26 protein-coding genes and 1 tRNA gene are annotated in these 25,299 nt (G+C 71.7%); 9 read left to right on the forward strand and 18 right to left on the reverse strand.

Annotation, left to right across the window (positions count from 1 at the left end; all coding sequences use genetic code 11):
* Positions 1 to 34 precede the first annotated feature (34 nt).
* Entirely contained in the window at positions 35 to 2,167 is a 2,133-nt protein-coding gene (locus tag WQO_RS32935) for a SpoIIE family protein phosphatase (protein ID WP_010062418.1), read from the reverse strand.
* 184 nt (positions 2,168 to 2,351) lie between these two features.
* Between WQO_RS32935 and WQO_RS32940 the strand changes: the two genes are divergently transcribed.
* A complete protein-coding gene (locus tag WQO_RS32940; protein WP_010062419.1) occupies positions 2,352 to 3,455 on the forward strand; it encodes an enoyl-CoA hydratase/isomerase family protein in 1,104 nt (367 codons plus the stop codon).
* Positions 3,456 to 3,499: 44 nt separating this feature from the next.
* On the opposite strand, the gene WQO_RS32945 is transcribed toward WQO_RS32940, so the two are convergent.
* The 4 genes from WQO_RS32945 to WQO_RS32960 all read right to left on the reverse strand — a co-directional run bounded on the left by WQO_RS32945 (position 3,500) and on the right by WQO_RS32960 (position 5,772).
* Entirely contained in the window at positions 3,500 to 3,727 is a 228-nt protein-coding gene (locus WQO_RS32945) for a hypothetical protein (RefSeq protein WP_006129422.1), read from the reverse strand.
* 65 nt (positions 3,728 to 3,792) lie between these two features.
* Positions 3,793 to 4,287: a hypothetical protein gene (locus WQO_RS32950; RefSeq protein WP_010062420.1), complete on the reverse strand. Its 495-nt coding sequence runs from the start codon at positions 4,285 to 4,287 to the stop codon at positions 3,793 to 3,795.
* Positions 4,288 to 4,360: 73 nt separating this feature from the next.
* A complete protein-coding gene (locus WQO_RS32955; RefSeq protein WP_010062422.1) occupies positions 4,361 to 4,879 on the reverse strand; it encodes an SRPBCC family protein in 519 nt (172 codons plus the stop codon).
* 236 nt (positions 4,880 to 5,115) lie between these two features.
* Positions 5,116 to 5,772, reverse strand: a complete 657-nt coding sequence (locus WQO_RS32960) for an NADPH-dependent F420 reductase (RefSeq protein ID WP_010062424.1) — start codon at positions 5,770 to 5,772, stop codon at positions 5,116 to 5,118.
* A 292-nt stretch (positions 5,773 to 6,064) separates the two neighbouring features.
* On the opposite strand from WQO_RS32960, the gene ctaD reads away from it, so the two are divergent.
* The gene (gene ctaD / locus WQO_RS32965; RefSeq protein WP_058954183.1) at positions 6,065 to 7,798 is read left to right on the forward strand and encodes an aa3-type cytochrome oxidase subunit I; all 1,734 of its coding nucleotides are present in this window, start codon (positions 6,065 to 6,067) and stop codon (positions 7,796 to 7,798) included.
* Between the two features lie 41 nt (positions 7,799 to 7,839).
* A complete protein-coding gene (locus tag WQO_RS32970; RefSeq protein WP_010062426.1) occupies positions 7,840 to 8,181 on the forward strand; it encodes a hypothetical protein in 342 nt (113 codons plus the stop codon).
* Between the two features lie 77 nt (positions 8,182 to 8,258).
* On the opposite strand, the gene WQO_RS32975 is transcribed toward WQO_RS32970, so the two are convergent.
* The 6 genes from WQO_RS32975 to WQO_RS33000 all read right to left on the reverse strand — a co-directional run bounded on the left by WQO_RS32975 (position 8,259) and on the right by WQO_RS33000 (position 13,741).
* A complete protein-coding gene (locus WQO_RS32975; protein ID WP_010062427.1) occupies positions 8,259 to 8,636 on the reverse strand; it encodes a VOC family protein in 378 nt (125 codons plus the stop codon).
* Between the two features lie 46 nt (positions 8,637 to 8,682).
* Positions 8,683 to 10,284: a sigma-70 family RNA polymerase sigma factor gene (locus tag WQO_RS32980; protein WP_010062428.1), complete on the reverse strand. Its 1,602-nt coding sequence runs from the start codon at positions 10,282 to 10,284 to the stop codon at positions 8,683 to 8,685.
* A 276-nt stretch (positions 10,285 to 10,560) separates the two neighbouring features.
* Positions 10,561 to 10,755: an antitoxin gene (locus WQO_RS32985; protein ID WP_010062429.1), complete on the reverse strand. Its 195-nt coding sequence runs from the start codon at positions 10,753 to 10,755 to the stop codon at positions 10,561 to 10,563.
* Between the two features lie 331 nt (positions 10,756 to 11,086).
* The gene (locus tag WQO_RS32990; RefSeq protein WP_167552072.1) at positions 11,087 to 12,112 is read right to left on the reverse strand and encodes an MASE1 domain-containing protein; all 1,026 of its coding nucleotides are present in this window, start codon (positions 12,110 to 12,112) and stop codon (positions 11,087 to 11,089) included.
* A gap of 63 nt (positions 12,113 to 12,175) precedes the next feature.
* The gene (locus WQO_RS32995; RefSeq protein ID WP_010062432.1) at positions 12,176 to 13,009 is read right to left on the reverse strand and encodes a PP2C family protein-serine/threonine phosphatase; all 834 of its coding nucleotides are present in this window, start codon (positions 13,007 to 13,009) and stop codon (positions 12,176 to 12,178) included.
* Positions 13,010 to 13,120: 111 nt separating this feature from the next.
* Positions 13,121 to 13,741 carry a DinB family protein gene (locus tag WQO_RS33000; protein ID WP_010062433.1) on the reverse strand — a complete coding sequence of 207 codons (621 nt, stop codon included), beginning with the start codon at positions 13,739 to 13,741 and terminating at the stop codon, positions 13,121 to 13,123.
* A 159-nt stretch (positions 13,742 to 13,900) separates the two neighbouring features.
* Between WQO_RS33000 and WQO_RS33005 the strand changes: the two genes are divergently transcribed.
* Entirely contained in the window at positions 13,901 to 14,170 is a 270-nt protein-coding gene (locus tag WQO_RS33005; RefSeq protein WP_003964175.1) for a hypothetical protein, read from the forward strand.
* Positions 14,171 to 14,187: 17 nt separating this feature from the next.
* Here the strand turns inward: WQO_RS33005 and WQO_RS33010 are convergent.
* Together WQO_RS33010 and WQO_RS33015 are read right to left on the reverse strand one after the other, a co-directional pair.
* Positions 14,188 to 14,263: transfer RNA gene (locus WQO_RS33010), tRNA-Trp, on the reverse strand.
* 48 nt (positions 14,264 to 14,311) lie between these two features.
* Positions 14,312 to 15,208, reverse strand: a complete 897-nt coding sequence (locus tag WQO_RS33015) for a LysR substrate-binding domain-containing protein (protein ID WP_010062434.1) — start codon at positions 15,206 to 15,208, stop codon at positions 14,312 to 14,314.
* Between the two features lie 175 nt (positions 15,209 to 15,383).
* Between WQO_RS33015 and WQO_RS33020 the strand changes: the two genes are divergently transcribed.
* From WQO_RS33020 to WQO_RS33040, 5 genes are all read left to right on the forward strand, one after another.
* Positions 15,384 to 16,394, forward strand: a complete 1,011-nt coding sequence (locus tag WQO_RS33020) for an aldo/keto reductase (RefSeq protein WP_010062435.1) — start codon at positions 15,384 to 15,386, stop codon at positions 16,392 to 16,394.
* Between the two features lie 35 nt (positions 16,395 to 16,429).
* On the forward strand, positions 16,430 to 16,870 hold the full coding sequence (locus WQO_RS33025; protein WP_010062436.1) for an SRPBCC family protein: 441 nt from the start codon (positions 16,430 to 16,432) through the stop codon (positions 16,868 to 16,870).
* A gap of 39 nt (positions 16,871 to 16,909) precedes the next feature.
* Entirely contained in the window at positions 16,910 to 18,421 is a 1,512-nt protein-coding gene (gene mptB / locus WQO_RS33030; protein WP_010062438.1) for a polyprenol phosphomannose-dependent alpha 1,6 mannosyltransferase MptB, read from the forward strand.
* A gap of 308 nt (positions 18,422 to 18,729) precedes the next feature.
* Positions 18,730 to 20,406: an ABC-F family ATP-binding cassette domain-containing protein gene (locus tag WQO_RS33035; protein ID WP_010062439.1), complete on the forward strand. Its 1,677-nt coding sequence runs from the start codon at positions 18,730 to 18,732 to the stop codon at positions 20,404 to 20,406.
* The gene (locus tag WQO_RS33040) at positions 20,403 to 20,936 is read left to right on the forward strand and encodes an AAA family ATPase (RefSeq protein ID WP_010062440.1); all 534 of its coding nucleotides are present in this window, start codon (positions 20,403 to 20,405) and stop codon (positions 20,934 to 20,936) included. Before WQO_RS33035 ends, WQO_RS33040 begins: the two co-directional genes overlap by 4 nt.
* Before the next feature lie 62 nt (positions 20,937 to 20,998).
* Here WQO_RS33040 and WQO_RS33045 read toward each other — a convergent pair whose 3' ends face one another.
* From WQO_RS33045 to WQO_RS33065, 5 genes are all read right to left on the reverse strand, one after another.
* Positions 20,999 to 21,223 (reverse strand): hypothetical protein, encoded by a 225-nt coding sequence (locus WQO_RS33045; protein ID WP_010062441.1) that lies wholly within the window; start codon positions 21,221 to 21,223, stop codon positions 20,999 to 21,001.
* A gap of 116 nt (positions 21,224 to 21,339) precedes the next feature.
* Complete coding sequence (locus WQO_RS33050) at positions 21,340 to 21,972, reverse strand: hypothetical protein (RefSeq protein ID WP_010062442.1); 633 nt, start codon at positions 21,970 to 21,972, stop codon at positions 21,340 to 21,342.
* A gap of 31 nt (positions 21,973 to 22,003) precedes the next feature.
* On the reverse strand, positions 22,004 to 22,624 hold the full coding sequence (locus tag WQO_RS33055) for an L-threonylcarbamoyladenylate synthase (protein ID WP_010062443.1): 621 nt from the start codon (positions 22,622 to 22,624) through the stop codon (positions 22,004 to 22,006).
* Between the two features lie 125 nt (positions 22,625 to 22,749).
* Positions 22,750 to 23,766: a hemolysin family protein gene (locus tag WQO_RS33060; RefSeq protein ID WP_010062444.1), complete on the reverse strand. Its 1,017-nt coding sequence runs from the start codon at positions 23,764 to 23,766 to the stop codon at positions 22,750 to 22,752.
* On the reverse strand, positions 23,763 to 25,100 hold the full coding sequence (locus WQO_RS33065) for a hemolysin family protein (protein ID WP_010062446.1): 1,338 nt from the start codon (positions 25,098 to 25,100) through the stop codon (positions 23,763 to 23,765). Before WQO_RS33065 ends, WQO_RS33060 begins: the two co-directional genes overlap by 4 nt.
* Positions 25,101 to 25,299 lie beyond the last annotated feature (199 nt).

The following is a 25,299-nucleotide window of genomic DNA, read 5'->3' on the forward strand; positions in this document are numbered from 1 at the left end:
CACCCCTTCCTCGCCCGTCAGCTCTCCTCGCCCGTCACTCCTCCGCGAGCGTCGGCGGCGGCGTGATGACCGACGCGGGAGTGGGACCGATCTCGCACCAGACCGCCTTCCCCTCGCCGCGGGGCTCGATACCCCACCGCGTGGCGACCGCGTCGAGCAGGAGCAGTCCCCGGCCGGAGGTGGACGTCTCGCCCGGTGTGCGCCGACGGGGCCAAGCGCTGGACCGGTCCTGGACGGACAGCCGGATGCGCCGCACCGGTTCCGGCAGCACTTCCAGGGTCAGGACCGCCCCGCCCTCGGTGTGCAGGAGGACGTTCACCAGCAACTCGCCCGTGACGAGCTCAGCATCGTCGGCGAATTCGGCCATGTCCCAGTCGGCGAGGGCCTGGCGGACGATCGCACGGGCGTCCGAAAGCCCTTCCGGGTCCGCCTGATGGATGTACTGGTGGAGCCGTGGCGCGTGCGACGACCCCACGTCCGGGCTGCGGCGCAGCACCAGGAGCGCCACGTCGTCCCCCGACCCCCACCGCTCCCACAGCCGTTCCGACAGGTGATCGGCCAGTGCCTCGGCCCCCGCGGGCCCGGCGCTCACCTCGTTGCGCAGCGCGTCGATCCCGGTGTCGAGATCGGCCCCGGGCTCCTCCACCAGCCCGTCCGTGTACAGCACGAACGTCTCACCCGGCACCAGATCGAGCCGGGTCTCCGGATATTCCTCGTCCAGGAGGTCCGTGGAGGTGCCCAGCGGCAGCCCGCCGCGTACCTGAGGGCTGCCGACCCGCCCGTCGACGTGGCGAATCAACGGTCCGAGATGCCCGGCCCGCACGACCTTCACCGTTCCGGACGTCAGATCGACCTGGGCGTAGGTACAGGTGGCGAAGCGCTCGGTGTCCAGCTCGGAGAGAAAACGGGAGGCCCGTGCCAGCACGGTGGCCGGAGGGTGCCCCTCGGAGGCGTAAGCGCGCAGGGCGATGCGCAACTGGCCCATGATCGCGGCCGCGTGGGTGTCGTGGCCCTGGACGTCCCCCACGACCAGCCCGTACCGGTTCTTCGGCAGAGTGATCACGTCGTACCAGTCGCCGCCGACCTGCCGGCCGCTCCACGCGGCGTGGTAGCGGACCGCGATCTCGCCGCCCTCGACGTCCTGTATCCGGGGCGGGAGCATCGCGGACTGGAGCTGGGTGGCGAACTCCCGTTCCTCGTCGAAGAGCATCGCCCGCTGCAGGGACTGGGCCACAATCGCGGCGAGACCCAGGCACAGAATGCGCTCGTCCGCGTTGAAGACCGTGCGCTCGCGGTAGAAGAGGGCCAGACCGCCGAGCGACCGCGCCTGGGCCACCAGCGGGAGGTACGCCGCCGCCCGGAACCTGAGCCTGCCCAGATGCGGCTCCAGCTCCGGGTAGCGACGGGCCAGTGCGGCGAGCGAGGTGATGAACCGGGGGCGTCCGCTGCGGATGGTGTCCGCGAGGGGAAGGTTGCGGTCGAGGTCACCGGAGCCGAGCCCGTCGAGCACTTCCAGCGACTCCCCGCTCAGCGCGACGATGTTCAGCGCGGAGTTCTCCACGAGCCCCAGGGCGAGGCCGTCCGCCCCGAGGCGGGCCAGCCCGCCGGGTCCGGTGAGGGCGGCCGTCACATCGTCCACGGTCACCGCGCGGGACATGGCACTCGTTGTCCGTTCAACGATATTGGTCTGGCGCTGCCGCCGCTTTTCCAGATCGAGCACGAAGGCCGAATGGGTGACCTCCGCCGTCGCGTCCCGGACGATCCCCACGATCCGGTGGGCCCTTCCGTCCTTCGAGCGCAGGATGCGGGCCTGGGCATGCGTCCACTGCGTGGTCCCGTCGTCCAGAGGCACGCGGAAGTGGACGCTGAAGGAATTGCTCCCGCCGGTGATGGCCTCGTCGATCGTGACGTCGAGCCGGGCCCGCTCCGCCGGTTCCAGATGCTCCAGCAGGGCGCCCGGGCGTGCGTCGAAGGTCGCCGGATCCACGCCGAACACCATGAGCCCGGCCTCGTCGATGTCCAGGGTCCGGGTGTCCAGGTCCCAGTCGAAGCTGCCGGTCCGGTTCATGGCGAGGCGTTCCGTCGGCCGGATCTCACCGTTGGTCTTCCGGTCGATCCGGCGGAGCGGAGAGGCTTCGGCGTCCTGCCGCCGTTCGTCGTCGGTCATTCCTGCTCCGGAGGTCGTCCGGCGGGGCCGGGCGTCGGCGCATCCCGTGAGACTCAATTGTCGAGCCGCAGCCGGTGGAGTGCCACAGCGGCCGATCCGGGGGCCGGAGAACGGCAGCCGAGAGCCGTCCGCGACCATGGAAGCGTCCCTACGCGTCCATGAGCCCAGCGAGCGGAGCGCACGCATGAACGACGACCGGCCCGTCCTGCTGGAGACGAGGGGCACCTGCATGCACCTCAGGCTGAACCGCCCCAGGGCCCTCAACGCCCTCAGTCACACCATGGTGCGGCTGCTCGACGAGGCCCTGACCCGAGCCGAGCAGGACGAAGCGATCCACTCGGTGCTGCTGTCCGGGGCGGGCGACCGGGGCCTGTGCGCCGGGGGCGACATCCGCGCCCTGCACGACGACGCCCGGGCCTCGGGACGCGCTTCCCTGGAGTTCTGGCGGGACGAGTACCGCCTCAACGCCCGCATCGCCCGATTCCCCAAGCCGTACGTCGCCCTGATGGACGGCATCGTGATGGGCGGCGGGGTCGGCGTGTCGGCCCACGCAGGAATCCGTGTGGTCACCGAACGCTCACGCGTCGCCATGCCCGAGACGGCCATCGGCTTCGTGCCGGACGTCGGGGGCACCCGCCTGCTGGCCGCAGCCCCCGGCGAACTGGGCACCCATCTGGCACTCACGGGCCGCTCCGTCGGGGCTGCCGACGCCATCCTCTGCGGCCTCGCCGATCACCACGTACCTGCCCGCCTCCTGCCGGCCCTGACCGAAGTGCTGGGCGAGACGGCCGGTCCGGGCGTAACCGTCGAGGACATCGTCCAGCGGTTCGCCACCCGGCCGCCCGTCGGAGAGCTCGCGGCGCAGCGCGACTGGATCGATGCCTGTTACGCGGCGGACACCGTGGAGGACATCGTCCGGAAGCTGCGCGAGAGCGGCGTCCCCGCGGCGGACACGGCGGCGGACGAACTGCTGACCAAGTCGCCCCTCGCCCTCAAGGTCACGCTGGCCGCGGTCCGCCGCGCCGCCCGGCTGGACAGCCTGGAAGCCGTACTCGACCAGGAGTTCCGGGTCTCCAGCCGGGCGTTCGAGCACCCGGACTTCGTGGAAGGCGTCCGCGCCCGGATCATCGACAAGGACCACGCCCCGCAGTGGAAGCCGGGCTCCCTCGCCGAGGTCGACGACCAGGAGGTCGCCCTGTTCTTCGCACCGCTCGGCCCCGGCGAACAAGAACTCGGTCTCGTTCCGGAGCCCGCGGACACCTCTGCGGGGGAGGGGCGGGCCGGATAGGACGGACGCCGCCCGTGGCGCCCGGCGCAAGCCCCCGCCGGGCCCTATCTGTCGCTGCCGGAAAGACTCGGTTGCAGGGCCCGGACGAGAGCGAACAGCCGGTCCTCGTTGCCCGTCAGCCCCGCGCTGCGCAGGGCCTGGTCGGCCTCGCGCATCGGAGAGGTGAGCAGCGGCAGGTAGACCGGTGCGTCGTCGGGGTCCGCGAGCGCCGCCCTGGTGGCCTCCAGCAGGCGGACGTACGCCTGCGCCGCGGCGAGTTCGTCGCTGTCCATCTCAGCATCTCCTCCTCAGAGCTGTCGGACCGTCAAGCATCTCTCATGGGTCTGACAACACAGCCTCACGACCGGGCGTGCCCGCCGGACAACCCGCTCGGCGGCTCCACCTCCAGGTAACGCCGTCGGCGCGGCCCCCGATACAGCAGCACCGTCCAGCCCGCCTCCCGCAGGGCCGCAGCGCACCCGGCCAGCGCCTCCTCCTCGTCGTGTGCGGCGCCACTGCCGCGCGGCCCGGTCCACTCGACCCGGACAGAACCCGCCGACTCCCCGTCGCTCACCCGGTATCCGGCCGACACGCGCCGCCCCGACGGGTCGACGGCCGAAGGCGTGGCGCCCGACCTCTCCAGCGCCAGCGCGACCGCCCTCACCGGACGGTTCAGCTCCCACGGAGCCGGCGCGGCCTCGGGGTCGGGCCGCCCTGTTCCGGTCAGGCGGCGGATCTGCAGCAGTCCCTCGAACGCGGTCCGCACCGAAGCGGCCCGTGTCGCCGCGGGCTCGGCGATCGGCGGTCCATCGCCGGTCGCCGGCTCGAATCCGGTGCTCTCCTCGGTGCCCATACGTCCGCCCCCCTCGTGCTCCGTAGCGTACTGAGTCACGCCCACAGCAGCGGCGACGTGAGGGCGGCGGCGGTCAGTCTCCGGTTCCCCGCGCGTCCGCCTCCAGCACTGCCTTGAGACGCTTCAGCGTCGTACGGATGTTGCCGACCTGGAACTGTGCGAAGGTCTTGCCGCCCGTCGCCACACGGTCGAAGGCGTTGGCGAGGAAGTCCGGCCAGCGGCGGCGGTCGTCGGTCCAGGTCTCCGTGACCCGGGTCGCCCCGTCCACCGCCTCGAACCGGTACTCCCATGTGGCGATCGGCCCCGGGAGCAGCGGGCGCCGCAGGCCGATCGCGTGCACCCGGAAGGCGAAGCGCTCGCCGGGGTCGGCCGCCGTCACCGTGCAGCGGGTCGTCCAGCGTGCCGCGCCGCGCTTGTTGCGGCCCTCAAAGACCATGCCGACGTACGCGTCACTCTGCTCGCCCTGCACGGTCGCGCCCCGGTTCTCGGGGCTCCAACGCCCCATCGCCGTGGGGTCGCTGAGCTGTGCGTAGACCAGCGCCGGGGAGGCGTCGATCATGATGCTCTCGGCTACGGACATGGTGCGGGGCATGACGCGACTCCTTGTCCACGGCCGTCGACGGACCACGCCCGGGTGCCGGACGGACCGTGGAGCCGACATCCCGGAGCCCACACCTTACTCGCGGGTAGATTCTCGCCGTGAGGGTGTGGCCCGAGGGCGGCGGACGATCCGGCCGGGCGGACACCCCCGTTTCCCGCCCGGCCGGAGTCTTCGCCCGGTCGCCTCCGCCGACCGACGCGAGGTGTCGGACGGCAGAGCGCCCGGTGTCAGGCGCGGAACTCCGCCGTGCGCTCCGGCGACGCCTCCGCGAGGCCCTTGGTGATGGCGTCGGCGTCGCCCCGGTTGCCGTACACCGGTGTGCCGGGCTGCTGACGCCACGAGTCGTCCAGGCCGCCGCCGTCGACCGTGTCGAAGCCCAACTCGTCGATGAGGTCGCGCACCGCCTGCTTGGCCGCCGGGTCGTCGCCGGCCACCGGGAGGGCCTGGCGGTCCGGAGTGCCCTGCGGGCGACCCCGGTCCAGGATGTCCTGGGCGTAGGTGCCGTTGAACGCCTTGATCACGGGGTGGCCGATCCGCTGCTCCGTCCACCGGCTCTCGGGCAGCCCGTCCTCGATGGCGGCGATGCGGCCGTCACGCTGCGGGTAGTAGTTGCCCGTGTCGATGACCGCGACGCCCTCCGCCGCGCCGTCGAGGAAGCCGGCGGGCAGGTCGGGCACGGCCTTCAGCGGCACGGTGACCACGACCACCTGGGCCCCCTTCGCAGCCTCCGATGCGGTGACCGGCGTCGCCCCGGTCTCCTCGGCGAGGGCGGTGAGCGTCTGCGGTCCGCGGGAGTTGGCGACCGAGACCTCGTGCCCGAGGGCGGTGAGACGCCGTGTCAGATTGCCGCCGATGTTGCCCGCGCCGATGATGCCGATCTTCATGGATCAGACCTTCCGTAGCTGTGGGAGTCGAGAGGAGTGGGTTCTGCCGATTCACCAACTCCGGCTCCGGAGGAGCTATTCCGATCTCCGCGAAGGAATACCCGATCGGCCCCTGGGTGTTGACATGCCCTTCGCGTCGCGCCGACCGAGGTCGGCGCGTTCTCCGTAGGCCATTTGAGTGTCCTTGTCGGCCGCTCGCACCGGACGGGGAAGGATGTCCCACCGCGCCGATCGCCGCGGGTCCATTCTGGTCGCCGAGTCCACACGGGCCGTCGACCGAAGGAGCGTCGTAGTGACGACGAGGGGCATCTCGCAACCGGTGGAGACCGATACCGCCGACGAGGACGAACTTCCGGTACGGAGCGGAGAACCCGGCAACGTGGTCATCAAGTGGATGACCACGACGGACCACAAGACGATCGGTACGCTCTACCTCATCACCTCCTTCGCGTTCTTCTGCGTGGGAGGAATTCTGGCCCTGGTGATGCGAGCCGAGCTGGCCCGGCCCGGACTCCAGCTGATTTCGAACGAGCAGTTCAACCAGGCGTTCACGATGCACGGCACGATCATGCTGCTGATGTTCGCGACGCCGCTGTTCGCCGGATTCGCCAACTGGATCATGCCGCTGCAGATCGGCGCGCCCGACGTGGCGTTCCCGCGGCTCAACATGTTCGCGTACTGGCTGTACCTCTTCGGCTCACTCATCGTGGTGGCGGGCTTCCTCACCCCGCAGGGCGCGGCGGACTTCGGCTGGTTCGCCTATGCCCCGCTCAACGACGCGGTCCGTTCGCCGGGTATCGGCGCCGATATGTGGATCATGGGGCTCGCGTTCTCCGGCTTCGGCACGATCCTCGGTTCGGTCAACTTCATCACCACGATCATCTGCATGCGCGCCCCCGGCATGACGATGTTCCGCATGCCGATCTTCACCTGGAACGTCCTGCTGACGGGGGTGTTGGTCCTGCTGGCCTTCCCGGTCCTGGCCGCGGCTCTGTTGGCGCTGGAGGCCGACCGTAAATTCGGCGCCCATGTCTTCGACGCGGCCAACGGCGGCGCACTGCTGTGGCAGCACCTGTTCTGGTTCTTCGGCCATCCCGAGGTCTACATCATCGCTCTGCCGTTCTTCGGCATCGTCACCGAGATCTTCCCGGTCTTCAGCCGCAAACCGGTGTTCGGGTACATCGGACTGATCGCGGCCACCATCGCCATCGCCGGTCTTTCCGCGACCGTGTGGGCGCACCACATGTTCGTCACGGGCGCGGTGCTGCTGCCGTTCTTCTCGTTCATGACGTTCCTCATCGCCGTACCGACAGGCGTGAAGTTCTTCAACTGGATCGGCACGATGTGGAAAGGGTCGCTGTCCTTGGAGACGCCGATGCTCTGGGCCGTGGGGTTTCTGGTCACCTTCCTGTTCGGTGGTCTGACCGGAATCATCCTCGCCTCACCGCCCCTGGACTTCCACGTCTCCGACTCGTACTTCGTCGTCGCACACTTCCATTACGTGGTGTTCGGCACCGTGGTGTTCGCGATGTTCGCCGGATTCCACTTCTGGTGGCCGAAGTTCACCGGGAAGATGCTGGACGAGCGGCTCGGGAAGGTGACGTTCTGGACGCTCTTCGTCGGATTCCACGGCACGTTCCTCGTACAGCACTGGCTCGGTGCCGAGGGCATGCCGCGCCGTTACGCGGACTACCTCGATGCCGACGGTTTCACCGCGCTGAACACCGTCTCCACCATTGCCTCGTTCCTGCTCGGCCTGTCGATCCTGCCGTTCTTCTACAACGTCTGGAAGACCGCGAAGTACGGCAAGAAGATCGAGGTCGACGACCCATGGGGGTACGGCCGTTCGCTGGAATGGGCGACCTCCTGCCCGCCGCCGCGGCACAACTTCGTCACGCTGCCGCGGATCCGTTCCGAATCCCCGGCGTTCGACCTCCACCACCCGGCGGTCCGCACCCTGGAAGAGGCCACCAACCGCCCTGACAACTCCAGGATCGTCGCCCCGGGGGACCGGCACGAGCAATGACATCGGCCCCGGACCTGACGGTGTGACGGAGAGGAGGACGGATGAAACCCGACAAGGACAGCGCCAGGGGCCTGGCGCAGCTGGAGGGCTTTCTGCTGTGGAACGCCGAGGTCGAACGGGCGCGACGGCAGGCACGCCGCTTCACCGACCAGTTGCCCTGGCTGACCACGGCGCAGCGTGAGGACGTCGAGCGGGTGTTCATCACCGAACGCGTCGCCGTTTCGCGGGAGTCGCTCACCCGCATCCGGGACCGCGCGGAAGAACTGCGCGAGGAGTACACGGGGCGCTACGCGCGGCTCCGGGTCCGCTGCGTCGCTGTCTCGGTCGGAGCGGTGGGCGCGGTGACCTGCCTCGGTACGGCGGTGACCCTGGCCATCCGCTGACCCCGGAGCTCCCCGGTGCGGCCGGTCACCCGGCCGCACCGGACGGGTCCGGGGCGCGGAAGCGGGGGCGGGTACGGTCAGGGTCCCACCAGGCAGAAGGGGTGCCCGGCGGGATCGGCGTACACGCGCCAGCCGCGCTCCTCGTCCCCGCCTCCGAGCAGCGAGGCCCCGGCCGCCAGGACCTCCTCGTGCGCCCGTTCCTGGTCGGTGACGCCGAAGTCCAGGTGGAACTGCTGGGGCGCCTCCTGGCCGGGCCAGCGCGGCGGCCGGTAGCCCGCCACCCGCTGAAAGGCGAGGACGAGCCCACCGGGCGTGTGCAGCGTGGACCACTCCGCGTCGCACTCCCACCGCCGGTCGGGACGGTCGACCTCGCCCCCCAGCAACGACGCGTAGAAACCGGCCAGTTCCCTCGGGTCCGGGCAGTCCAGGACCACGCACTCCAGTTCAGCGATCATGACCGCATCGTAGGCATCCGCCGCGTACGGCGGGCGCCGCGCGGGCTCAGCGGGCCCCGAACACCTGCGTCCACACCGGACCGCCGCCGGAGTCCACCTTTCCCATGCCGATCTCCTTGAACGAGCAGTTGAGGATGTTCGCACGGTGCCCCGGGCTGTCCATCCAGGACTGCATCACGTCGGCCGGCGTCCGCTGCCCCTTGGCGATGTTCTCGCCGTACGTCGACCAGCGGTATCCGGCGGCGGTGATCCGGGCACCCGGGTCCCTGCCGTCCTGCGAGGTGTGGGAGAAGTAGTCCTGGGCGGCCATGTCGGCGGAGTGCCGCTGCGCCGCCGTGTTGAGCTGACCGTTGACGGACACCGGACCGCAGCCCTCCTTGGAACGCTCGGCGTTGACCAGCTGGGCGACCTGCTCGGCCATCCCCGACGGGGCGGGCGGCGCGGGAGCGGGCGGGTCCGGCTTCGGAGCCGGGGCGGCGGAGCTGGGCGCGGGCGGCGTCGTCGTGCTCTGCTTGGGCTTCGGCTTGGGCTTCGGCTTCTTCGAGGGGCTCGGGGACTCCGAGGCGCTGGGCGACTTGGATGCCGAGGGGGAGGGTGAGGTCGGGGCGGCCGACGTGGGCACCTCCGTACGAGGGGCCGGAGCATCGGCCGTGACGGTCGTCGCGTCCCGGTCGTCGCCGTCGGTGTAGAGGTGCACCGCCGCGCCGCCCGTGCCCAGTGCCGCGACCGCGACGACGGCGGCGACGGCCGAGTTGCGACGGCGCCGCCGGGCCTGCACCCGTCTGCGCTCGGCGCGCCCCGCCCCGGCACCGTCCGCGCCCGGAGCCGGGGCCTGGAGGTGCGCCGCCGTGGCGAGCAGCTCGGGAGCGGCCCCCGCCCCGGCCGCCGCGGCCACCGGAACGAGCGCGAGCCCCACCAGCAGCCCCTCGGCGGGGACCAGGCCCGAGCCATGGCCCGAGCACACCGTGCACTCGCGGGCATGGCGGGCCAGCCGCTTCCGCCACAGGGCGGAGGGGATGCCGTCCCAGCCGGCGGCGATGTCCTCCAGCAGCACGCACGGCGGCTCCGCCGCCAGCGCGCCCACGACGACCCGCGCCGCTTCCAGCTGGGCCTTCATCCGCTGCACCCGTACGGCGGTGTGCTGCGGGGTGAGTTCGAGAGCGGCTGCGACCTCGGCCCGGGACAGATGCCCGGCGGTCTCCAGCCACCACAGCGACAACAGGGCGCGGTCGTCCTCGTCCAGCCAGCGCGTCGCCTCCGCCACCTGGCGCCGCTGGCCGGTCAGGCCCAGCTCCAGGATCGTCACCTCGACGAAGTCCGCGCGAGGATCCGGCAGGTCGTACGCGGCGTCCAGCCGGTCCGCCGGTATCGCGCCCGCCTGCTTCTCGCGCCAGTGCGTGCGTATCTCGTTCATGGCTATCGCCACCAGCCAGGAACGGAAGCGCTCCGGGTCGCGCAGTTCGGGCAGGCCCCGGAGCATGCGCAGCACCGTCTCCTGCACCACGTCGTCCACGTCCGCATGACCGTCCAGCGCACGTCCGACGACGTTGTACAGCAGCGGCAGGTACGCCGAGACGAGCTGGTCCTTGGCCTGCTGGTCGCCGCCCTGCGCGGCCGCGATCAAGACCGTCGGGTGATCCTTGCCCATGCTGTGCTCACTCTTCCGGGGTCCGGTGCTGTCACTTCCCACACTCGGGAGATGGGGTGAGGGCGGGACGATAACAAGAATCCGTCGAGCAACCACGGAAACCTCTGCCGCGGACCTCCGCCGCCCGGCCCCGGCGGGCCCCTCGCGGCACTGCGCGCAGCGGCCCCGGCACGCTCCGCGCACCGGTGTGTGTCACGCAAGGTGATCCGTGACACACACCGGTGCGCGGGAGTGGAGGCGGCCGGGCTTCGACCGCCCGGTCACCGGTGGACCGGCTCAGGCGCGGGGCGGCCCGTCCTGGTCGCGGTCCGCGCCCAACTGCTGCTTGAGCTTGTCCTGGCCGGTGTCGACGTGGTCCTTGTACTTGCCCTGCGTACGGTCGTCGACCATGTCGCCTGCCTTGTCGACGCCCTTGCCGGCCTGGTCCTCGTGGCCCTTGAGCATCTTCTTGATCTTGTCCATCGCGGACATGCGTCCTCCTCGTCGACTCTTCGCCCCCACACATCAAGGGTCACCGCACCGGGCCCTGCCCGCATCCGCGCCGGCACACGCCGAGGGCCCGGCCGACGGACCCGCGCAGCGCGGGAAGTGTGAAGCCGCGCCGACTGGGCAGATACCGGTTGACCAGGAGGAGGTGGTGGCAATGGGCCGCATCCGAGTCGTCGTCCGTCGTCCGCCGCCCCCTTCGGGGCCGCCGCCGCTCGATCTGCGCACCCCGTCCGGCCGCCCCCTGCCCTACTGACCGGCCTCACCCCTCCCCGGGGTCGATACGGCCGTGCGGGTTACGGGTCAGCCGTCCGCGTCACGGGTCGTCCGGGTGCGGGCCGCCGTCCAGCGGGCCGTGCCGCCGCGGTCTGTCCTCGTAGCGTCCGGGGTCCGGTACCGACAGCGGCGCGAGCTGCTCCACCAGGGCCTCCAACTCCTCGACGGCGTACTCCGTCTCCCGCCGGATGTTCTTGTGCTCCGCGACGATCGCCCCGAGGAGCAGCGCGGTGAGTGCGACGCAGCCGTTGAGCAGCGACAGATTGGCCATGATCTCCATCAGGCTGTGCCCGGCGAACGGTCCCAGCGCGTCCGTACCGGCGAGAATGGCGAGCACCGAGACGACCAGGGCGCACGGCGCACTGCCCGGCAGCTGGAAGCGCAGGGCCGACCAGATGATCACCGGGAACACCACGTAGATCATCGACAGCGAGCTGCGCGTCGCGATCAGCGACACCATGACCACGACGGCCGCGAGAACCGACGCCTCCAGCCAGCGGTCGTTCCGGCGGGGCCACCGTGCCCCGCGCAGGACGAGCAGGACGGGGGTGACCACCAGCACGCCCATCGCGTCCCCCGCCCACCAGGACGCCCAGACCAGCCAGAACCGCCCCGGCGGAACCTTGTCGTCGAGCAGCAGCGTGAAACTTCCGATGGTGGCGCTGATCAGCATCCCCGCGAACGCGCCGAGGAAGACCAGGCAGACCCCGTCCCGCAGCCGGGCCAGCTCATTGCGGAAGCCGACCCTCCGCAGCAGGGCGTACGCGGCGAGCGGGGCGACCGTGTTGCCGAGCATGATGGCCAGACGGCTCACCGTGAACGCGTCGCCGATCTCGGTGACCGTGACCAGCGTGCCCAGCGCGATGCCCGGCCAGACGCGGACGCCCAGGCACAGCAGCGCGGCCAGGGCGATACCGGTGGGCGGCCACAGCGGAGTGACGACCGCGCCGTCGATGACGACCTGGCGCATCAGCCCGAGCCGCCCCGCCAGGTAGTAGGCGCCGGCCACGCCGAGGATCTGCGCCACGTACACGGCCCGACGTCTGGCTTCCTCGCTGCGGATCACACCACTCATCAGACACCGACCGCGGTGGGAGTCGGCAGGTGACACGCGCGGTACGGTCCGGCGTCACCGGGCTCCGCGGCGGGCAGCGGCATGCCGCAGGACCAGGACGGCGGCGTCGTCCTCGTGGCCCGTCATCTCGGTCGCGCCCAGGACCTCGTCGGCCAGCTGCGCCGCTTTCGCCCCGGCGCGCGCGGCCACCAGCTGCCGGACCCGTTCCAGGCCCTCCTCGATCAGCAGTGACGGCCCCTCGACGACGCCGTCGGTGAGCAGCACGATCGCCCCGTCGCAGTCGAGGGTGCGCCGGGTGACGGGATAGCCCTCGCCGGGCTCGATGCCCAGCGGCAGGCCGCCCGGGTCCTCCGTGACGCCGGACCGGCCCCCCGTGGAGGCCCACACGGACGCCACATGGCCGGCCCGGGCGCTGTGCAGCTCCCAGGTCGTCGGGTCGAGCCGCAGGAACGTACAGGTCGCGAAGAGCCCCGAGTCCACGGAGACCAGCAGATCGTTCGTCCGGCCCAGGATCTCGCCCGGATCGGACGCCGTGCCCGCGATGGCCCGCATCGCGATCCGGACCTGGCCCATGAAGGCGGCCGCCTCGACGTCATGACCCTGTACGTCGCCGATGGCGAAGCCGAGCGCCCCGTCCGCCAGGGGGAAACCGTCGTACCAGTCGCCGCCGATGTCCAGGCCGTGGCGGGCCGGTGCGTAGCGGGCCGCGGACTGCAGGCCGGGGAGGGTGGGAAGGGCCGCCGGAAGCATGTCGCGCTGGAGGGCCTGCGCGAGTTCCACCCTGGCCTGGTGGAACTCCACCTCGCGCCGAGCACGCGCGGTGAGGTCCTGCAAGGTGTTGAGCAGGTCCTCGGCGCTGGCTGAGCGGGGAGTCCGACGCCGGTTCATGTGCCGCTCCGCGGTGCGTTAAGTCCCTGAATCATATGGCGGGCCACCCGGAGCGGCGACTGCGGCGACCGCGACGACGTCCGCGTACCGACGGCCGAGGTGGCGCGCGGCTCAGGACGGACGGGCGCGGTACAGATCGCGGAGCAGGGCGATCTCGGCACCGTGGTGCAGCACCTCCTGGTTGACCCACCAGACGGTGTCGACAAAGAGATCCTCGGCGTCGCTGCCGTTCGGATACGTGCTGTACCCGACGGTGTCCAGGGCCTTGTCGTCCGCGGTGAGCAGGGCCTCGCGCCAGGCGGCGGACGAGGTCTCGAGGGCGGCCACCGCCCCGGCGGCGTCCCCCGGGGTGCGGTAGTCCTCACGGGCGAGCGTCTTGCCGCCGTGGGTGTGGTCGGCGCGGAGGGCGAGCATCTCGGAGAGATGGCTCAGACGCCACGCGATGGTGGTGAACGGCGGGGGAAACGGGTGCGGGGAGTCCGCCGTGTCCCGTCCCCAGTCACCGACCCCGGCCAGGGCGGTCGCCCGTGCCCCGGGCCCGTCGCCGCGACGGCGTACGGACCAGCAGTCGGGCACGGGTTCCCAGAGGTACTCGTCGTCGCCGAGCGGGGTGACACCGATGTCGACGCCGTTGCCGCTGTCCATGACGGGACCGGCCAGGCGGGCGAGGAGCCGCTCGCAGGCGAAGTCGAACTGCTCCAGCAGGGGGATCAGGCGCGGTGGGATGGTCACCGGGGGAGCGTGCCACAGCCGACGGGCGGGCGCGCGCCGATTTCCGGGGGTTCCCGCGCACTCGGCCGGACGGCCCCCACCGCGCGGTCCGCCGCCGGACGATGGCCGGATGGACGCTCGTACCGAGCCGTTGTCAGTGCTCGGTGGGATGCTGCCCGCATGGACGAGCTGATGAGGCAGCGACGGGTGTACGGCACCGACCACGACGACCCCCGCCCGGGACCGAGGCCGGGCCACGACTACCGCGAGCTGGTCGGCGGCCCGCTCGACGGGCTGCTGCTCGACGTCACCGGCTGGGGCGAGGCGGATCTGCGCGACGGCGTCGGGCTGGTCACCGAGATCGGCGCCTACGGGCCCGGAGGGCGCGCCGAGTACGGGCCGCGGTCGCCGGACAGCCACCAGTGGGACTGGCGTGGCGACGTGCGCTGACGAGGGCTGGGTGGTGATGGCAGGGGCGGCAGGAATCGAACCTGCGGCACACGGTTGTGGAGACCGCCGCTCTGGCCGCTGAGCCATGCCCCTTGGGTACGGGCTGAAGCCTGGCACGCCCCCCGGCTCGCGCCAACTGGTTCACGCGGGCGCGGCGTCCAGCACCGTGGCGCGGAACGCCCCCACCACGGGCCGCAGATCGACGCGGTGCCAGGCCGCCCACAGGCGGGCGGACCCGCTGTGCCAGGGCAGTTCGCGAACGGCCACGCCGGGCGCCGTGCCCCGCACCATGCTCCGCTGCACCAGCGCCAGACCGAAGCCGGAGGCGACGAGCCCCAGCGCGGTGAGGGGTTCGGCGGCGTCCAGCGTGATGTCCGGGGTGAAGCCCGCCGCCACGCACGAGGCGACGAAGGCGTCGCGCCAACCCGGATCGCGGCTGCTCTCCACCGCGATCCACGGCTGCCCGTCCAGATCCTCCGGCACGAGGTCCGCCTGCTCCGCCAGCGGATGGCCGGCGGGCAGCACGAGCAGCAGCGGGTCCTCCAGCAGCAGCGCCGAGCGCAGATCCGGATCGTCCTCGGCCGGGGACTCCTGGACCAGGGCGATGTCCAGGCTGCGCTGCCGCAGCCCCTCGAACTGCTCGGCGCTCTGCTGTCCGTAGAGCGCCACATGGATGCCCGGCCGCTCCAGGCGCAGCGTGCGCAGCGCGGCGGGCAGGAGTCCGGTGTGCATGGCGTCCGGTACGTAGCCGACGCAGAGACCGCCCTCCTCGCCCCGCCCGAGCCGGCGCCCCAGGTTCTCCAGCCGGCCGGCATGCGTCAGCAGGGCCCGGGCCTCGGTGAGGAAGACGCGGCCGTCGGACGTCAGGCGGATCCGCTGCCGGTCCCGCTCGAACAGGACCAGACCGAGCTCCTTCTCCAGCTGGGCGATCTGCCGGCTCAGCGGCGACTGGGAGATGTGCAGCTGTTCGGCGGCGCGGCCGACGTGTTCCGTCTCGGCGACGGCGACGAAGTAGCGGAGCTGGCGGAGATCGAGCATGTCACGTCCTCGTAAGACCTTCGGAGACTCAAGTCAGCCCAAACAAGTCTTGGACAGTCTCAACGCTCGATCCTAACCTCGAATGCGTAAGGCCGACAGAGCGTACGCAACCGGATATATCCGGTCGGAAGGCACGTGAACGGTCGGCTCCTCCTTCCCCTCCAAGGACGCACACGTGAGCATCACCCACTTCCTCCCCGGCCGCCTCGGCTTCGGCACCGCACCGCTCGGCAACATGTTCCGGGCGATCCCCGACGACGAGGCCGCCGCCACCGTGCAGGCCGCCTGGGACCAGGGCATCCGCTACTTCGACACCGCCCCCTTCTACGGCGCCGGCCTCTCCGAGATCCGGCTCGGCGACGTCCTCGCCCAGTACCCGCGCGACGCCTACGTCCTCTCCACCAAGGTCGGCCGGGTCGTCCTGGACGAGACCGAGGACCCCGCCGCCCGCGACCTCGGCGAGAAGGGCGGGCTCTTCGAGCACGGCCGCCCCAACAAGATGGTCAACGACTACAGCGCGGACGCCACCCTGCGCTCCATCGAGGACAGCCTGAAGCGGCTGCGCACCGACCGCCTGGACATCGTCTGGGTCCACGACGTCGCCCAGGACTTCTACGGCGACGAGTGGCTCGCGGCCTACGACAGCGCCCGCACCGGCGCCTTCCGGGTGCTGACCCGGCTGCGCGAGGAAGGCGTCATCAAGGCCTGGGGCCTCGGCGTCAACAAGGTCGAGCCGCTCGAACTCACCCTCGACCTCGACGAGCCGCGCCCCGACGCGTTCCTCCTGGCCGGCCGCTACACCCTCCTGGATCACGACCGCGCCCTCCAGCGGCTCCTCCCGGCGGCGGCCGAGCACGACGTCGACCTCGTCGTCGGCGGACCGTACAGCTCCGGCATCCTCGCGGGCGGCGCGCACTTCGAATACCAGAAGGCCCCCGCGGACATCGTCGCCAAGGTCGAGCGCGTCAAGGCCCTCGCCGAGCGGCACGGCATCGGCATCAAGGCCGCCGCACTCCAGTTCGCCCTGGCCCACCCGGCCACGGCGGCGGCGATCCCTGGCGCGACCCGGCCCAGCCGCATCGCCGAAGACCTCGCCGCCCTCGACGAGAAGGTCCCCGAGGCCTTCTGGGCGGCCCTGCGCGAGGAGAAGCTGATCTCCGCCGACGCCCCCGTCCCCACCGCCTGAACCACCCGCACCGACCCCATCAAGGACGTCATCCCATGGCCGGCACCACCGCCTCCACCGAACTCCCCGTACCCGCCGACCGCGTCTGGCAGCTCATCGGCGGCTTCGACTCCCTGCCCGACTGGCTCCCGTACATCCCGACCAGCGAACTGAGCGAGGGCGGCCGCGTCCGCACCCTCGTCAACGAGGAGGGAGGCGTCATCGTCGAGCGGCTCGAAGCCTTCGACAACGCGGCACGCAGCTACAGCTGCTCCATCGTCCGGGCGCCCTTCCCCGTCACCGGCTACCTGTCCACCATCACCGTGGGCGAAGGCTCCGCACCGGACCGGGCGCGCGTCGAGTGGTCCGGCACCTTCACCCCGGACGGGATCGGTGAGGACGAGGCCGCCGCCCTCTTCCACGGCATCTACGCCGACGGCCTCGGCGCGCTCACGCAGTCGCTCGCCGGCGGACCGCCACGGGGGCCGGGGGAGTGACTGACGGCCTGTCCGGGACGTCCGATAGGTTGGCCGGTCATGTGGGCTTTGAGCGCGGCCGGGTACCGGCGGCTGGGTGCGGTGGGATCCCTGGCGATCGTCGGCGGCGGCTGGTTCGCCGGAAAGCTGCCGGTCCACGACCCCTGGGGCCTGTGGACCGACCACGGGTCCGCCACGAAGGCCGTGGCGGCCGCCGTCGCCTACGTCGGACTGACCGTGCTCGTCGTGGCCTGGTGGCAGTACGGCAAGACCGCCTCCACCGTCCGCGACACCCTGGTCACCCTCGCCTGGTGGACGGTTCCGTTCCTGCTCGCGCCCCCGCTCTACAGCGCCGACGTCTACAGCTACATCGCCCAGGGCTCGATGGTCGTCGAAGGGCACGACGTCTACACCGTCGGTCCCTCCGCCCTGGACCCCGGCGGAATCGGCGGCGACGCCGCCGCGAGCGTCGGCAACCACTGGCGCGACACCCCCGCCCCCTACGGTCCGCTCTTCCTGCTGATCTCCGCCGCCGTCGCCTGGACCACCGGCGGCACGATCGTCCCCGCCGTCCTGGCGATGCGGCTCGTCGCACTCGCCTCGCTCGCCCTGATCATCTGGTCCCTGCGCCGCCTGGCGCGCGAACACGGCCGCAGCGAGAGCCGCGCCCTGTGGCTCGGGGCCCTCAACCCGCTGCTGCTGATCCATGTGGTCGGCGGCGTGCACAACGACGGGCTGATGATCGGCCTGATGCTCGCCGGGTTCGTCCTCGCTCTGCGAGGACGGTGGATCGCGGGCAGCGCACTGGTCGGACTCGCCATGATGGTGAAGTCACCGGCGGCCGTGTCGCTGCTGTTCATCGGGGTCCTCGTGCACGCCGCCGCGACCGGCCCCCAGTGGCGCCGCTGGGTCAAGGGGCTCCTCGCTCCCGGCCTGATCGCCTGCGCGGTCGCCGGAGGGGCCACGCTGATCAGCGGTACCGGATTCGGCTGGCTCACCACCCAGGGCGTCGCCGCGAACATCCACACCGCGCTCTCCGTCACCAGCGACCTCGGCCTCGGCCTGGGAGAGCTGGCGCACCTGCTGCTGGACGTCGACGCGGAGCCGGTCAAGTCCGCGGTCCAGACACTGGGCCTGGTGATCGCGCTCGGCCTGATCCTCGTCCTGGGCCGCCGCGCGATGCGCGGCACCGTGACCCCGGCCCACGCGCTCGGCCTCTCGCTGCTCGCGCTGGTCGCCCTCTCACCCATGGTCCAGCCCTGGTACCTGCTCTGGGGCATGGCCGTCGTCGCCGCGACCGCACCGTACGGCCGCCTCTCCGCCGTCCTGATCGTGCTCTCGGCGGCCCTGGTGTACGAGACGCACCCCATGGGGGCCACCCCGCCCTACGGGTTCGCCCTCGCCGGACTCGCCGCCGTCCTCGGTACGCTCGCGATCCGCCGGACCCCCTTCGTCCCGCCCGGCGTCCGGCTGCCCCGCCGGCGCAGCCCCGAGGACGCTGCGGAGCACCAGGCCCCCCGGACGTCCGCCGATTCCCCGGCTCCCGCCCCGTCCCCGCAGAACGCGCCGTAAGTAAATCCCCTCGACTCTCCGCAAGATCCTCCGTTACGCTGGGCGGGTCCTGTTGTCTCCGATAGAGGTGGACGTTGCGCATCTGAGGTCCGCGATCATCGCGCGGTACGGCCCTGGCCCGTACACGGTCACGACGTTGTCGGCATTTCCGCCGCCCGTGACTTCCGCGTGGATGCGACCTCGGTGCTGAGCCGTCCCTCACCTTCGCAGGACTGTTCTCCCCACACTCTCCGGCCGCCGGCCGGGTCGCCGCGTGCTGTTCGCATACGAAGCCCCCTTGTCCCTCCGCTTCCGACTGCGAGAACTCCATGAGCCATCCCACCGCGCCCGGCGCCTCCCTCGCCGCCTCCAGCCTCACCTTCCAGTGGCCCGACGGCACGAACCTCTTCGACGGGCTCTCCCTCACCGTCCCCCGGGGGCGCACCGGTCTGGCCGGGGCCAACGGCGCCGGCAAGTCGACCCTCCTGCGCCTGTTCGCGGGACTCCTGCGCCCCGCGTCGGGGTCCGTCACCGTCGGCGGAAACCTCGCCTACCTGCCCCAGAACATCACCCTGGACACCGGCCTCCGCGTCGATGCCGCCCTCGGCATCGCCGAGCGGCGGGCCGCCCTGCGCGCCATCGAGTCCGGCGACGTACAGGAGGAGCACTTCGAAACCGTCGGCGACGACTGGGACGTCGAGGAACGCGCCCTGGCCACCCTCGGCTCCCTCGGGCTCGGCGCCGTCGAACTGGACCGCACTGTCGGGCAGTTGTCCGGTGGGGAGACCGTCCTGCTGCGCCTGGCCGCGCTGCTCCTGGAACGGCCGGACGTCCTCCTCCTCGACGAACCGACCAACAACCTGGACCTGTTCGCCCGCCGCAGGCTCTACGACGCGGTCGACTCCTGGCGCACCGGCATCCTGATCGTCGTCAGCCACGACCGGGACCTGCTGGAGCGCGTCGACCGCATCGCCGAACTCCGCTCGGGCTCGGTCAGCTGGTACGGGGGCGGCTGGTCCGCCTACCAGGAGGCCCTGGCCACCCAGCAGGAGGCCGCCGGGCGGATGCTGCGCGCCGCCGACGCCGACGTACGCCGTCAGCAGCGCGAGCTGGAGGAGACCCGGATCAAGGTGGCCCGCCGCCAGCGCCACGACAAGAAGCTGGACGGTCAGCGGAAGGCCCCGCGCATCGTCGCGGGGGAGCGCAAACGCTCCGCCCAGGAGTCGGGGGACCGGCTGCGGGGACTGCACGAGGACCGCCTCGACGAGGCCCGCGAGCGCAGGGAGGAAGCCGCCGAGGCCATCCGCCGCGACGCCGAGATCAAGGTGAGCCTGCCCCATACCGCGGTGCCCGCGGGCCGTACCGTCCTGAGGGTACGGGACCTGAGCCTCCCCTACGGTCGGCTGCGCGAAGGCAGCCTCCATGTGCAGGGACCCGAGCGGATCGCCCTGATCGGCCGCAACGGGGCCGGCAAGACCACCTTCCTGCGCACGCTCACCGGGGAGCTGGCGCCGAGCACCGGGGAGGCCGCGGCGGCGGTGCCGTTGAAATTCCTCCCGCAGCGGCTCGACGTCCTCGACGACGCGCTGAGCGTCGCCGACAACGTCGCCCGCACCGCCCCGGGCACCACCGACAACCAGATCCGCTCCCAGCTCGCCCGGTTCCTCTTCAAGGGCGCCCGCGCCGAGCAGCCGGCCGGCACGCTCTCGGGCGGTGAACGCTTCCGGGCCGCGCTCGCGGCGACGATGCTCGCCGCGCCGGCCCCGCAGCTGCTCCTGCTGGACGAGCCGACGAACAACCTGGACCTGGCCAGCGTGCGCCAGCTGACGAGCGCCCTGGAGTCCTACGAGGGCGCGCTCCTCATCGCCAGCCACGACCTGCCGTTCCTGGAATCCGTGGGCATCACCCGGTGGGTCCTGCTGGACGAAGGGCTGCGGGAGACCGACGCCGACGAGATCCGTGAACTTTTCGGGAGCGCGGAATCCACGCAGGCGGGCACGGCGTGACGGGCGACGGCCCGGGCCCCTGCGTCGTCCTGATCACCGGGGTGATGGCCGCGGGCAAGTCCACCGCGGCCCAGCTCCTGGCGGAGAGCCTGCCGCGAGCGGTCCATGTGCGCGGCGACGTCTTCCGCCGCATGATCGTCTCCGGCCGCGCGGAGATGGCACCCGACGAGGCCGAGGAGGCGCGGCGCCAGCTCGACCTGCGCCAGCGGCTCTCCGCGCAGGTGGCCGACGCCTACGCGGACGACGGATGGACGGCCGTCGTCCAGGACATCGTGCTCGGCGAGGATCTGCCCCGCTACGTCGAACGGGTCCGCACCCGCCCGCTGCACGTCGTCGTGCTCGCCCCCTCGCCGGAAACCGTGCGCGAGCGGGAGGAGGGACGGGGCAAGACCGGGTACGGGGCGTGGACGGTCGAGGCGTTCGACGCGCATCTGCGCAGCGGGACGCCCCGGATCGGGCTGTGGCTGGACACGTCCGGCCAGACGCCCGATGAGACGGTTTCGGCCATCCTCGACGGACTGCGCGAGTGAGCCGCGCGCCGGCCGCGGCGGGGTGACACGGGGGGCAGGGCGGTGCGGGTGGCGGCGGGCTCTCAGGCCGCTTCGTAGCTGTGGGCCCGCCCGCCCCGCCACTCCACCCAGACCGGGTTGTCGAGGAGCCGGTCCGCTTCTTCGAGGCCGGCCTCGCTCAGGAACACGATCACGTCGTGGTCGCTGTGGGCCAGCCCGAGTATCTCGTCCCGGCCTTCGTAGTGGACGGTCACCCGGCGGCCGCCCGAGGGGGTCGGCCGGTGGATGACGATCGGGGGATTTGCCATGGGTCCACCCTGCGACGCGCCCCGCACCCTCGCATCCCCGGCCGGACCTCTTCGCGCGCGGTCCGATGACCGCTCGGAAAAGGCCCCCGCACCGCCCCCGGGGGCCGACGGGCTCCTCACCGCCCGGCGGGCGCGAGTTCCACCGTTGTGGTGACGCTGACCAGGGAAGGGCTGCGCGGGGCGGAGCCGAACCCGAAGGCGACCGGTGGATCGAGCGGGGCGAGCGCGCCCAGGCTCACCCCGTCCAGCACGGCGTCGGCGGCCACGACCGGCCGCAGCCCCCGCGCCCCGTACCACTCGCGCCGCCCCGGGCCCGCGCGGCCCAAAGTGCGTACGCCCGGCATCAGCAAACGGGCCGGTACGTCGCACAGGGCGGCCCAGACCGGGCTGCGGGCGAACGGGGCCGGCACGGCGGACAGCAGCAGACCGAGGGCCGTCCGGCGCCCGGTCCGCAGCCGCAGGCGCAGCGGCCCCGCCTCGACGAGCCAGCTGGAGTCCCCGGTGGGGCCGACGGCGGTGACGGACACGGGCACCACCTCGATCCGGTCGAAGCGGTACGTGGCGGCGACGAAGTCCGCGATCCGCCGGGACGGGGCCAGCAGGACCCGTTCACCGTCCGGATGCTCGACCATGACGTCGCTGAACGCCCCGAACGGCGAGCGCGGCCAGTGACCGACCACCAGCCGGGTGCCCGAGGACGTTCCCACACCGGCGATCCAGCCGTCGAACCGCAGTCGCTCACCCGTCACGAGCGTCAGTCTGCCCCGTCACCGCCCGGGATCACTCGAAGCGGGACGTGTCCCCGGCTCCGTGGCGCACGATCTCGGGCTCGTCGCCGGAGAAGTCGATGACCGTGGTCGGCTCGGTGCCGCAGTCGCCCGAGTCGATGACGGCGTCCACCTCGTGGTCGAGCCGCTCCTTGATCTCCCAGCCCTGCGTCAGCGGCTCCTCCTCGTCCGGCAGCAGCAGGGTGCTGGAGAGCAGCGGCTCGCCGAGCTCGGAGACCAGTGCCTGGGTGACGACGTGGTCGGGGATGCGCACCCCGACCGTCTTCTTCTTCGGGTGCAGCAACTGGCGGGGGACCTCCTTCGTCGCGGGAAGGATGAATGTGTAGCTGCCGGGCGTCGCCGCCTTGACCGCGCGGAACACGTCGTTGTCCACGCGGACGAACTGCGCCAGCTGCGCGAAGTCGTGGCACACGAGGGTGAAGTGGTGCCGGTCGTCGAGATTCCGGATCGACTTGATCCGGTCGATGGCGTCGCGGTTGCCCAACTGGCAGCCCAGGGCGTAGCACGAGTCGGTGGGATACGCGACGAGCGCACCGGACCGGATACTGTCGACCACCGTGCCGATGGTGCGGGGCTGGGGATTTGCGGGATGCACGTCGAAGTACTTGGCCATTCGCCGAGCTTACGCGTTCGGGGAGGGCCGGTAGAGCCCTGTGCACGGAAGCGTGAAGGGGCGGACCGTCGCGCGACGGCCCGCCCCTTCTTCCGCTTCGTACGCCGGTGTTCACCGGCGGCCGGTCAGACCGCGGCGGCTCCCACCAGCTCGTCCAGGACGTCCTCCATGGTCACGAAGCCGATGACCGTGCCCTTGCCTCCGGTGACCGCCGCGAGATGCGTGCCGGCGGCGCGCATCGCGGTGAGGGTGTCGTCGAGCGGGGTGTCGATCTCGACCCGGATGACCGGGTGGAGGGCGCTCTTCGGGAGCGCCTTGGTGCGCTCCGCGACGCCGAGGGCGTCCTTGATGTGGAAGTAGCCCAGCAGCCCGTCGTCGGGACCGGTGACCGGCAGCCGGGAGAAGCCCGAAGCGACCGCGGCCCGCTCCAGACCCTGCGGGGTGATGCCCAGGTCGACGGTGACGGTCCGGTTCAGCGGGACCATCACCTCGCCGACCGGCCGGGTCCCGAGCTCCAGGGCGTCCCGCAGCCGCTCGCCGTCGGCCGGGGCCAGCAGCCCGGCGTCGCTGGAGTCCTTCACCAGACGCACGAGCTCGTCGTCGGTGAACACCGAGGCGACCTCGTCCTTGGGCTCCACCTTGAGCAGCCGCAGCAGCATGTTGGCGAAGGCGTTGATGCCGAAGATGACCGGACGCAGCGCCCGGGTCAGGGCCACCAGGGACGGCCCCAGCGCCAGGGCGGTGGCGACGGGGGCGGCCAACGCGATGTTCTTCGGGATCATCTCGCCGATGAGCATGTGCAGATACGTCGCCAGCGTCAGAGCGATCACGAACGCGATCGGGTGGACCAGCGCGTCGGGCACGCCGACCGCGTCGAACGGCGGCTCCAGCAGATGGGCGATGGCCGGTTCCGCGACGGCGCCCAGCACCAGCGAGGAGATGGTGATGCCGAGCTGCGCGGTTGCCATGGCGGCCGACAGGTGTTCGAGGCCCCACAGGGTGCTCCTGGCCCGGCGGCTGCCCCGGACGGCCTGCGGCTCGATCTGGCTGCGGCGGACCGAGATGAGCGCGAACTCCGCGCCCACGAAGAACGCGTTGGTGAGGAGGGTGAGCGCGCCGATGGCGAGCTGAATGGTGGTCATCGGGCGTCCTCCTCCACGAGGGCCAGCGCCGGCACGGGCGCGGTGATCCGGACCCGGTCGGCCCGGTGGTGCTCGATGTCGAGCACGTCGAACTGCCAGCCGTCGACCTCCACCCGGTCCGCCCGGACGGGGATGCGGGCCAGCTGGTTGGCGAGCAGGCCGGCCAGCGTCTCGTACGGGCCTTCCGGCGCGGTGAACCCGATCCGGTCGAGCTGGTCCAGCCGGATGCTGCCCTCGGCCGCCCAGACCTGGCGGCCGTCGCCGAGCGGCTCGGCCGGTGCGAGGTCGGGGCGCTCATGGGGGTCGTGCTCGTCGCGGACCTCGCCCACGACCTCCTCCACGATGTCCTCGACGGTGGCGACCCCCGCCGTGCCGCCGTACTCGTCGATCACCACGGCCATCGTCCGGTGCTTGCGCAACTGCGCCAGCAGCCGGTCGACGGGCAGCGAGTCGGGGACGAGGAGCGGCTCGGTGGCGAGCGCCGTGACCGCGGTCCGGGGCCGATCCGACTCCTCCAGGGCGAGGACGTCGCGGATGTGGACCGTGCCGATGACCTCGTCCAGGCTGTCCCGGTAGACCGGGAAGCGGGACAGACCGGTGGCCAGCGTCAGGTTGGCGGCGTCGGCCGCCGTGGCATGGGCTTCGAGCGCCCGGACGTCGACGCGCGGCGTCATGACGTTCTCGGCCGACAGCTCCGCCAGGTGCAGGGTACGGACGAACAGCTCGGCCGAGTCCTGCTCGATGGCGCCCTCACGGGCGGAGTGCTGGGCGAGCGCGATCAGCTCCTGCGGCGTACGGGCGGAGGCCAGCTCCTCGGCCGGCTCCAGGCCCAGGCGCCGCACGAAGCGGTTCGCGGTGTTGTTCAGGTGCCGGATCAGCGGGCCGAAAGCCGCCGTGAACACCCGCTGCGGGGTCGAGACGACCTTGGCGACCGTGAGCGGGCTGGAGATCGCCCAGTTCTTCGGGACCAGCTCGCCGACGACCATGAGGACCACGGTGGACACGGCCACACCGAGAAGCGTGGCGACCGTGGACACGGCGCCGGACGGCAGCCCGACGGCCTCCAGCGGGCCGCGCAGCAGCACCGCGAGGGACGGCTCGGCCAGCATGCCGATGACCAGGGAGGTCACGGTGATGCCGAGCTGGGCGCCGGAGAGCTGGAAAGTCAGCCGCTTGGCTGCCTTGAGTGCGCTCTCGGCCCCGCGCTCACCGGCCTTCGCGGCGCGTTCGAGCTCGCTCCGCTCGATGGTCGTGAGCGAGAACTCCGCCGCGACGAACACCGCACAGGCCAGTGTCAGCGCGAGGGCGAGGAGAAGAAGGACCACTTCGCTCACCGTGTCACCTCCGTCCCCTGGTGCGTGGGGTCAGGGATGACACGGTTCGTACTGGGAGGCTCACCCATTGCGGTGCTGCAGCTCCTTCTCTGTTCGGGTCGTCGGGATCGACGGTGGGGGACGGGTGTGAAACCCGCCTGATAGATAGTAAAGGGAGCGCAAAGCAATGGGGAGTGGCGGGCGTCACACGGAGTGCCGT

Source organism: Streptomyces globisporus C-1027 (assembly GCF_000261345.2).
Lineage (GTDB): Bacteria > Actinomycetota > Actinomycetes > Streptomycetales > Streptomycetaceae > Streptomyces > Streptomyces pakalii.

Coding starts and splice junctions, on each gene's coding strand:
- WQO_RS32980 (WP_010062428.1), bottom strand. CDS start 10,284: ATGGGCAAGGATCACCCGACGGTCTTGATCGCGGCCGCGCAGGGCGGC.
- WQO_RS32945 (WP_006129422.1), bottom strand. CDS start 3,727: ATGGACAGCGACGAACTCGCCGCGGCGCAGGCGTACGTCCGCCTGCTG.
- WQO_RS32975 (WP_010062427.1), bottom strand. CDS start 8,636: ATGATCGCTGAACTGGAGTGCGTGGTCCTGGACTGCCCGGACCCGAGG.
- mptB (WP_010062438.1), top strand. CDS start 16,910: ATGTGGGCTTTGAGCGCGGCCGGGTACCGGCGGCTGGGTGCGGTGGGA.
- WQO_RS33060 (WP_010062444.1), bottom strand. CDS start 23,766: ATGACCACCATTCAGCTCGCCATCGGCGCGCTCACCCTCCTCACCAAC.
- WQO_RS32985 (WP_010062429.1), bottom strand. CDS start 10,755: ATGTCCGCGATGGACAAGATCAAGAAGATGCTCAAGGGCCACGAGGAC.
- WQO_RS32950 (WP_010062420.1), bottom strand. CDS start 4,287: ATGGGCACCGAGGAGAGCACCGGATTCGAGCCGGCGACCGGCGATGGA.
- WQO_RS32935 (WP_010062418.1), bottom strand. CDS start 2,167: ATGACCGACGACGAACGGCGGCAGGACGCCGAAGCCTCTCCGCTCCGC.
- WQO_RS33055 (WP_010062443.1), bottom strand. CDS start 22,624: ATGGCCAAGTACTTCGACGTGCATCCCGCAAATCCCCAGCCCCGCACC.
- WQO_RS33045 (WP_010062441.1), bottom strand. CDS start 21,223: ATGGCAAATCCCCCGATCGTCATCCACCGGCCGACCCCCTCGGGCGGC.
- WQO_RS32955 (WP_010062422.1), bottom strand. CDS start 4,879: ATGCCCCGCACCATGTCCGTAGCCGAGAGCATCATGATCGACGCCTCC.
- WQO_RS33005 (WP_003964175.1), top strand. CDS start 13,901: ATGGACGAGCTGATGAGGCAGCGACGGGTGTACGGCACCGACCACGAC.
- WQO_RS32940 (WP_010062419.1), top strand. CDS start 2,352: ATGAACGACGACCGGCCCGTCCTGCTGGAGACGAGGGGCACCTGCATG.
- WQO_RS32960 (WP_010062424.1), bottom strand. CDS start 5,772: ATGAAGATCGGCATCATCGGCGCGGGCAACATCGGCGGCAATCTGACA.
- WQO_RS32995 (WP_010062432.1), bottom strand. CDS start 13,009: ATGAACCGGCGTCGGACTCCCCGCTCAGCCAGCGCCGAGGACCTGCTC.
- WQO_RS33015 (WP_010062434.1), bottom strand. CDS start 15,208: ATGCTCGATCTCCGCCAGCTCCGCTACTTCGTCGCCGTCGCCGAGACG.
- WQO_RS33025 (WP_010062436.1), top strand. CDS start 16,430: ATGGCCGGCACCACCGCCTCCACCGAACTCCCCGTACCCGCCGACCGC.
- WQO_RS33035 (WP_010062439.1), top strand. CDS start 18,730: ATGAGCCATCCCACCGCGCCCGGCGCCTCCCTCGCCGCCTCCAGCCTC.
- WQO_RS32970 (WP_010062426.1), top strand. CDS start 7,840: ATGAAACCCGACAAGGACAGCGCCAGGGGCCTGGCGCAGCTGGAGGGC.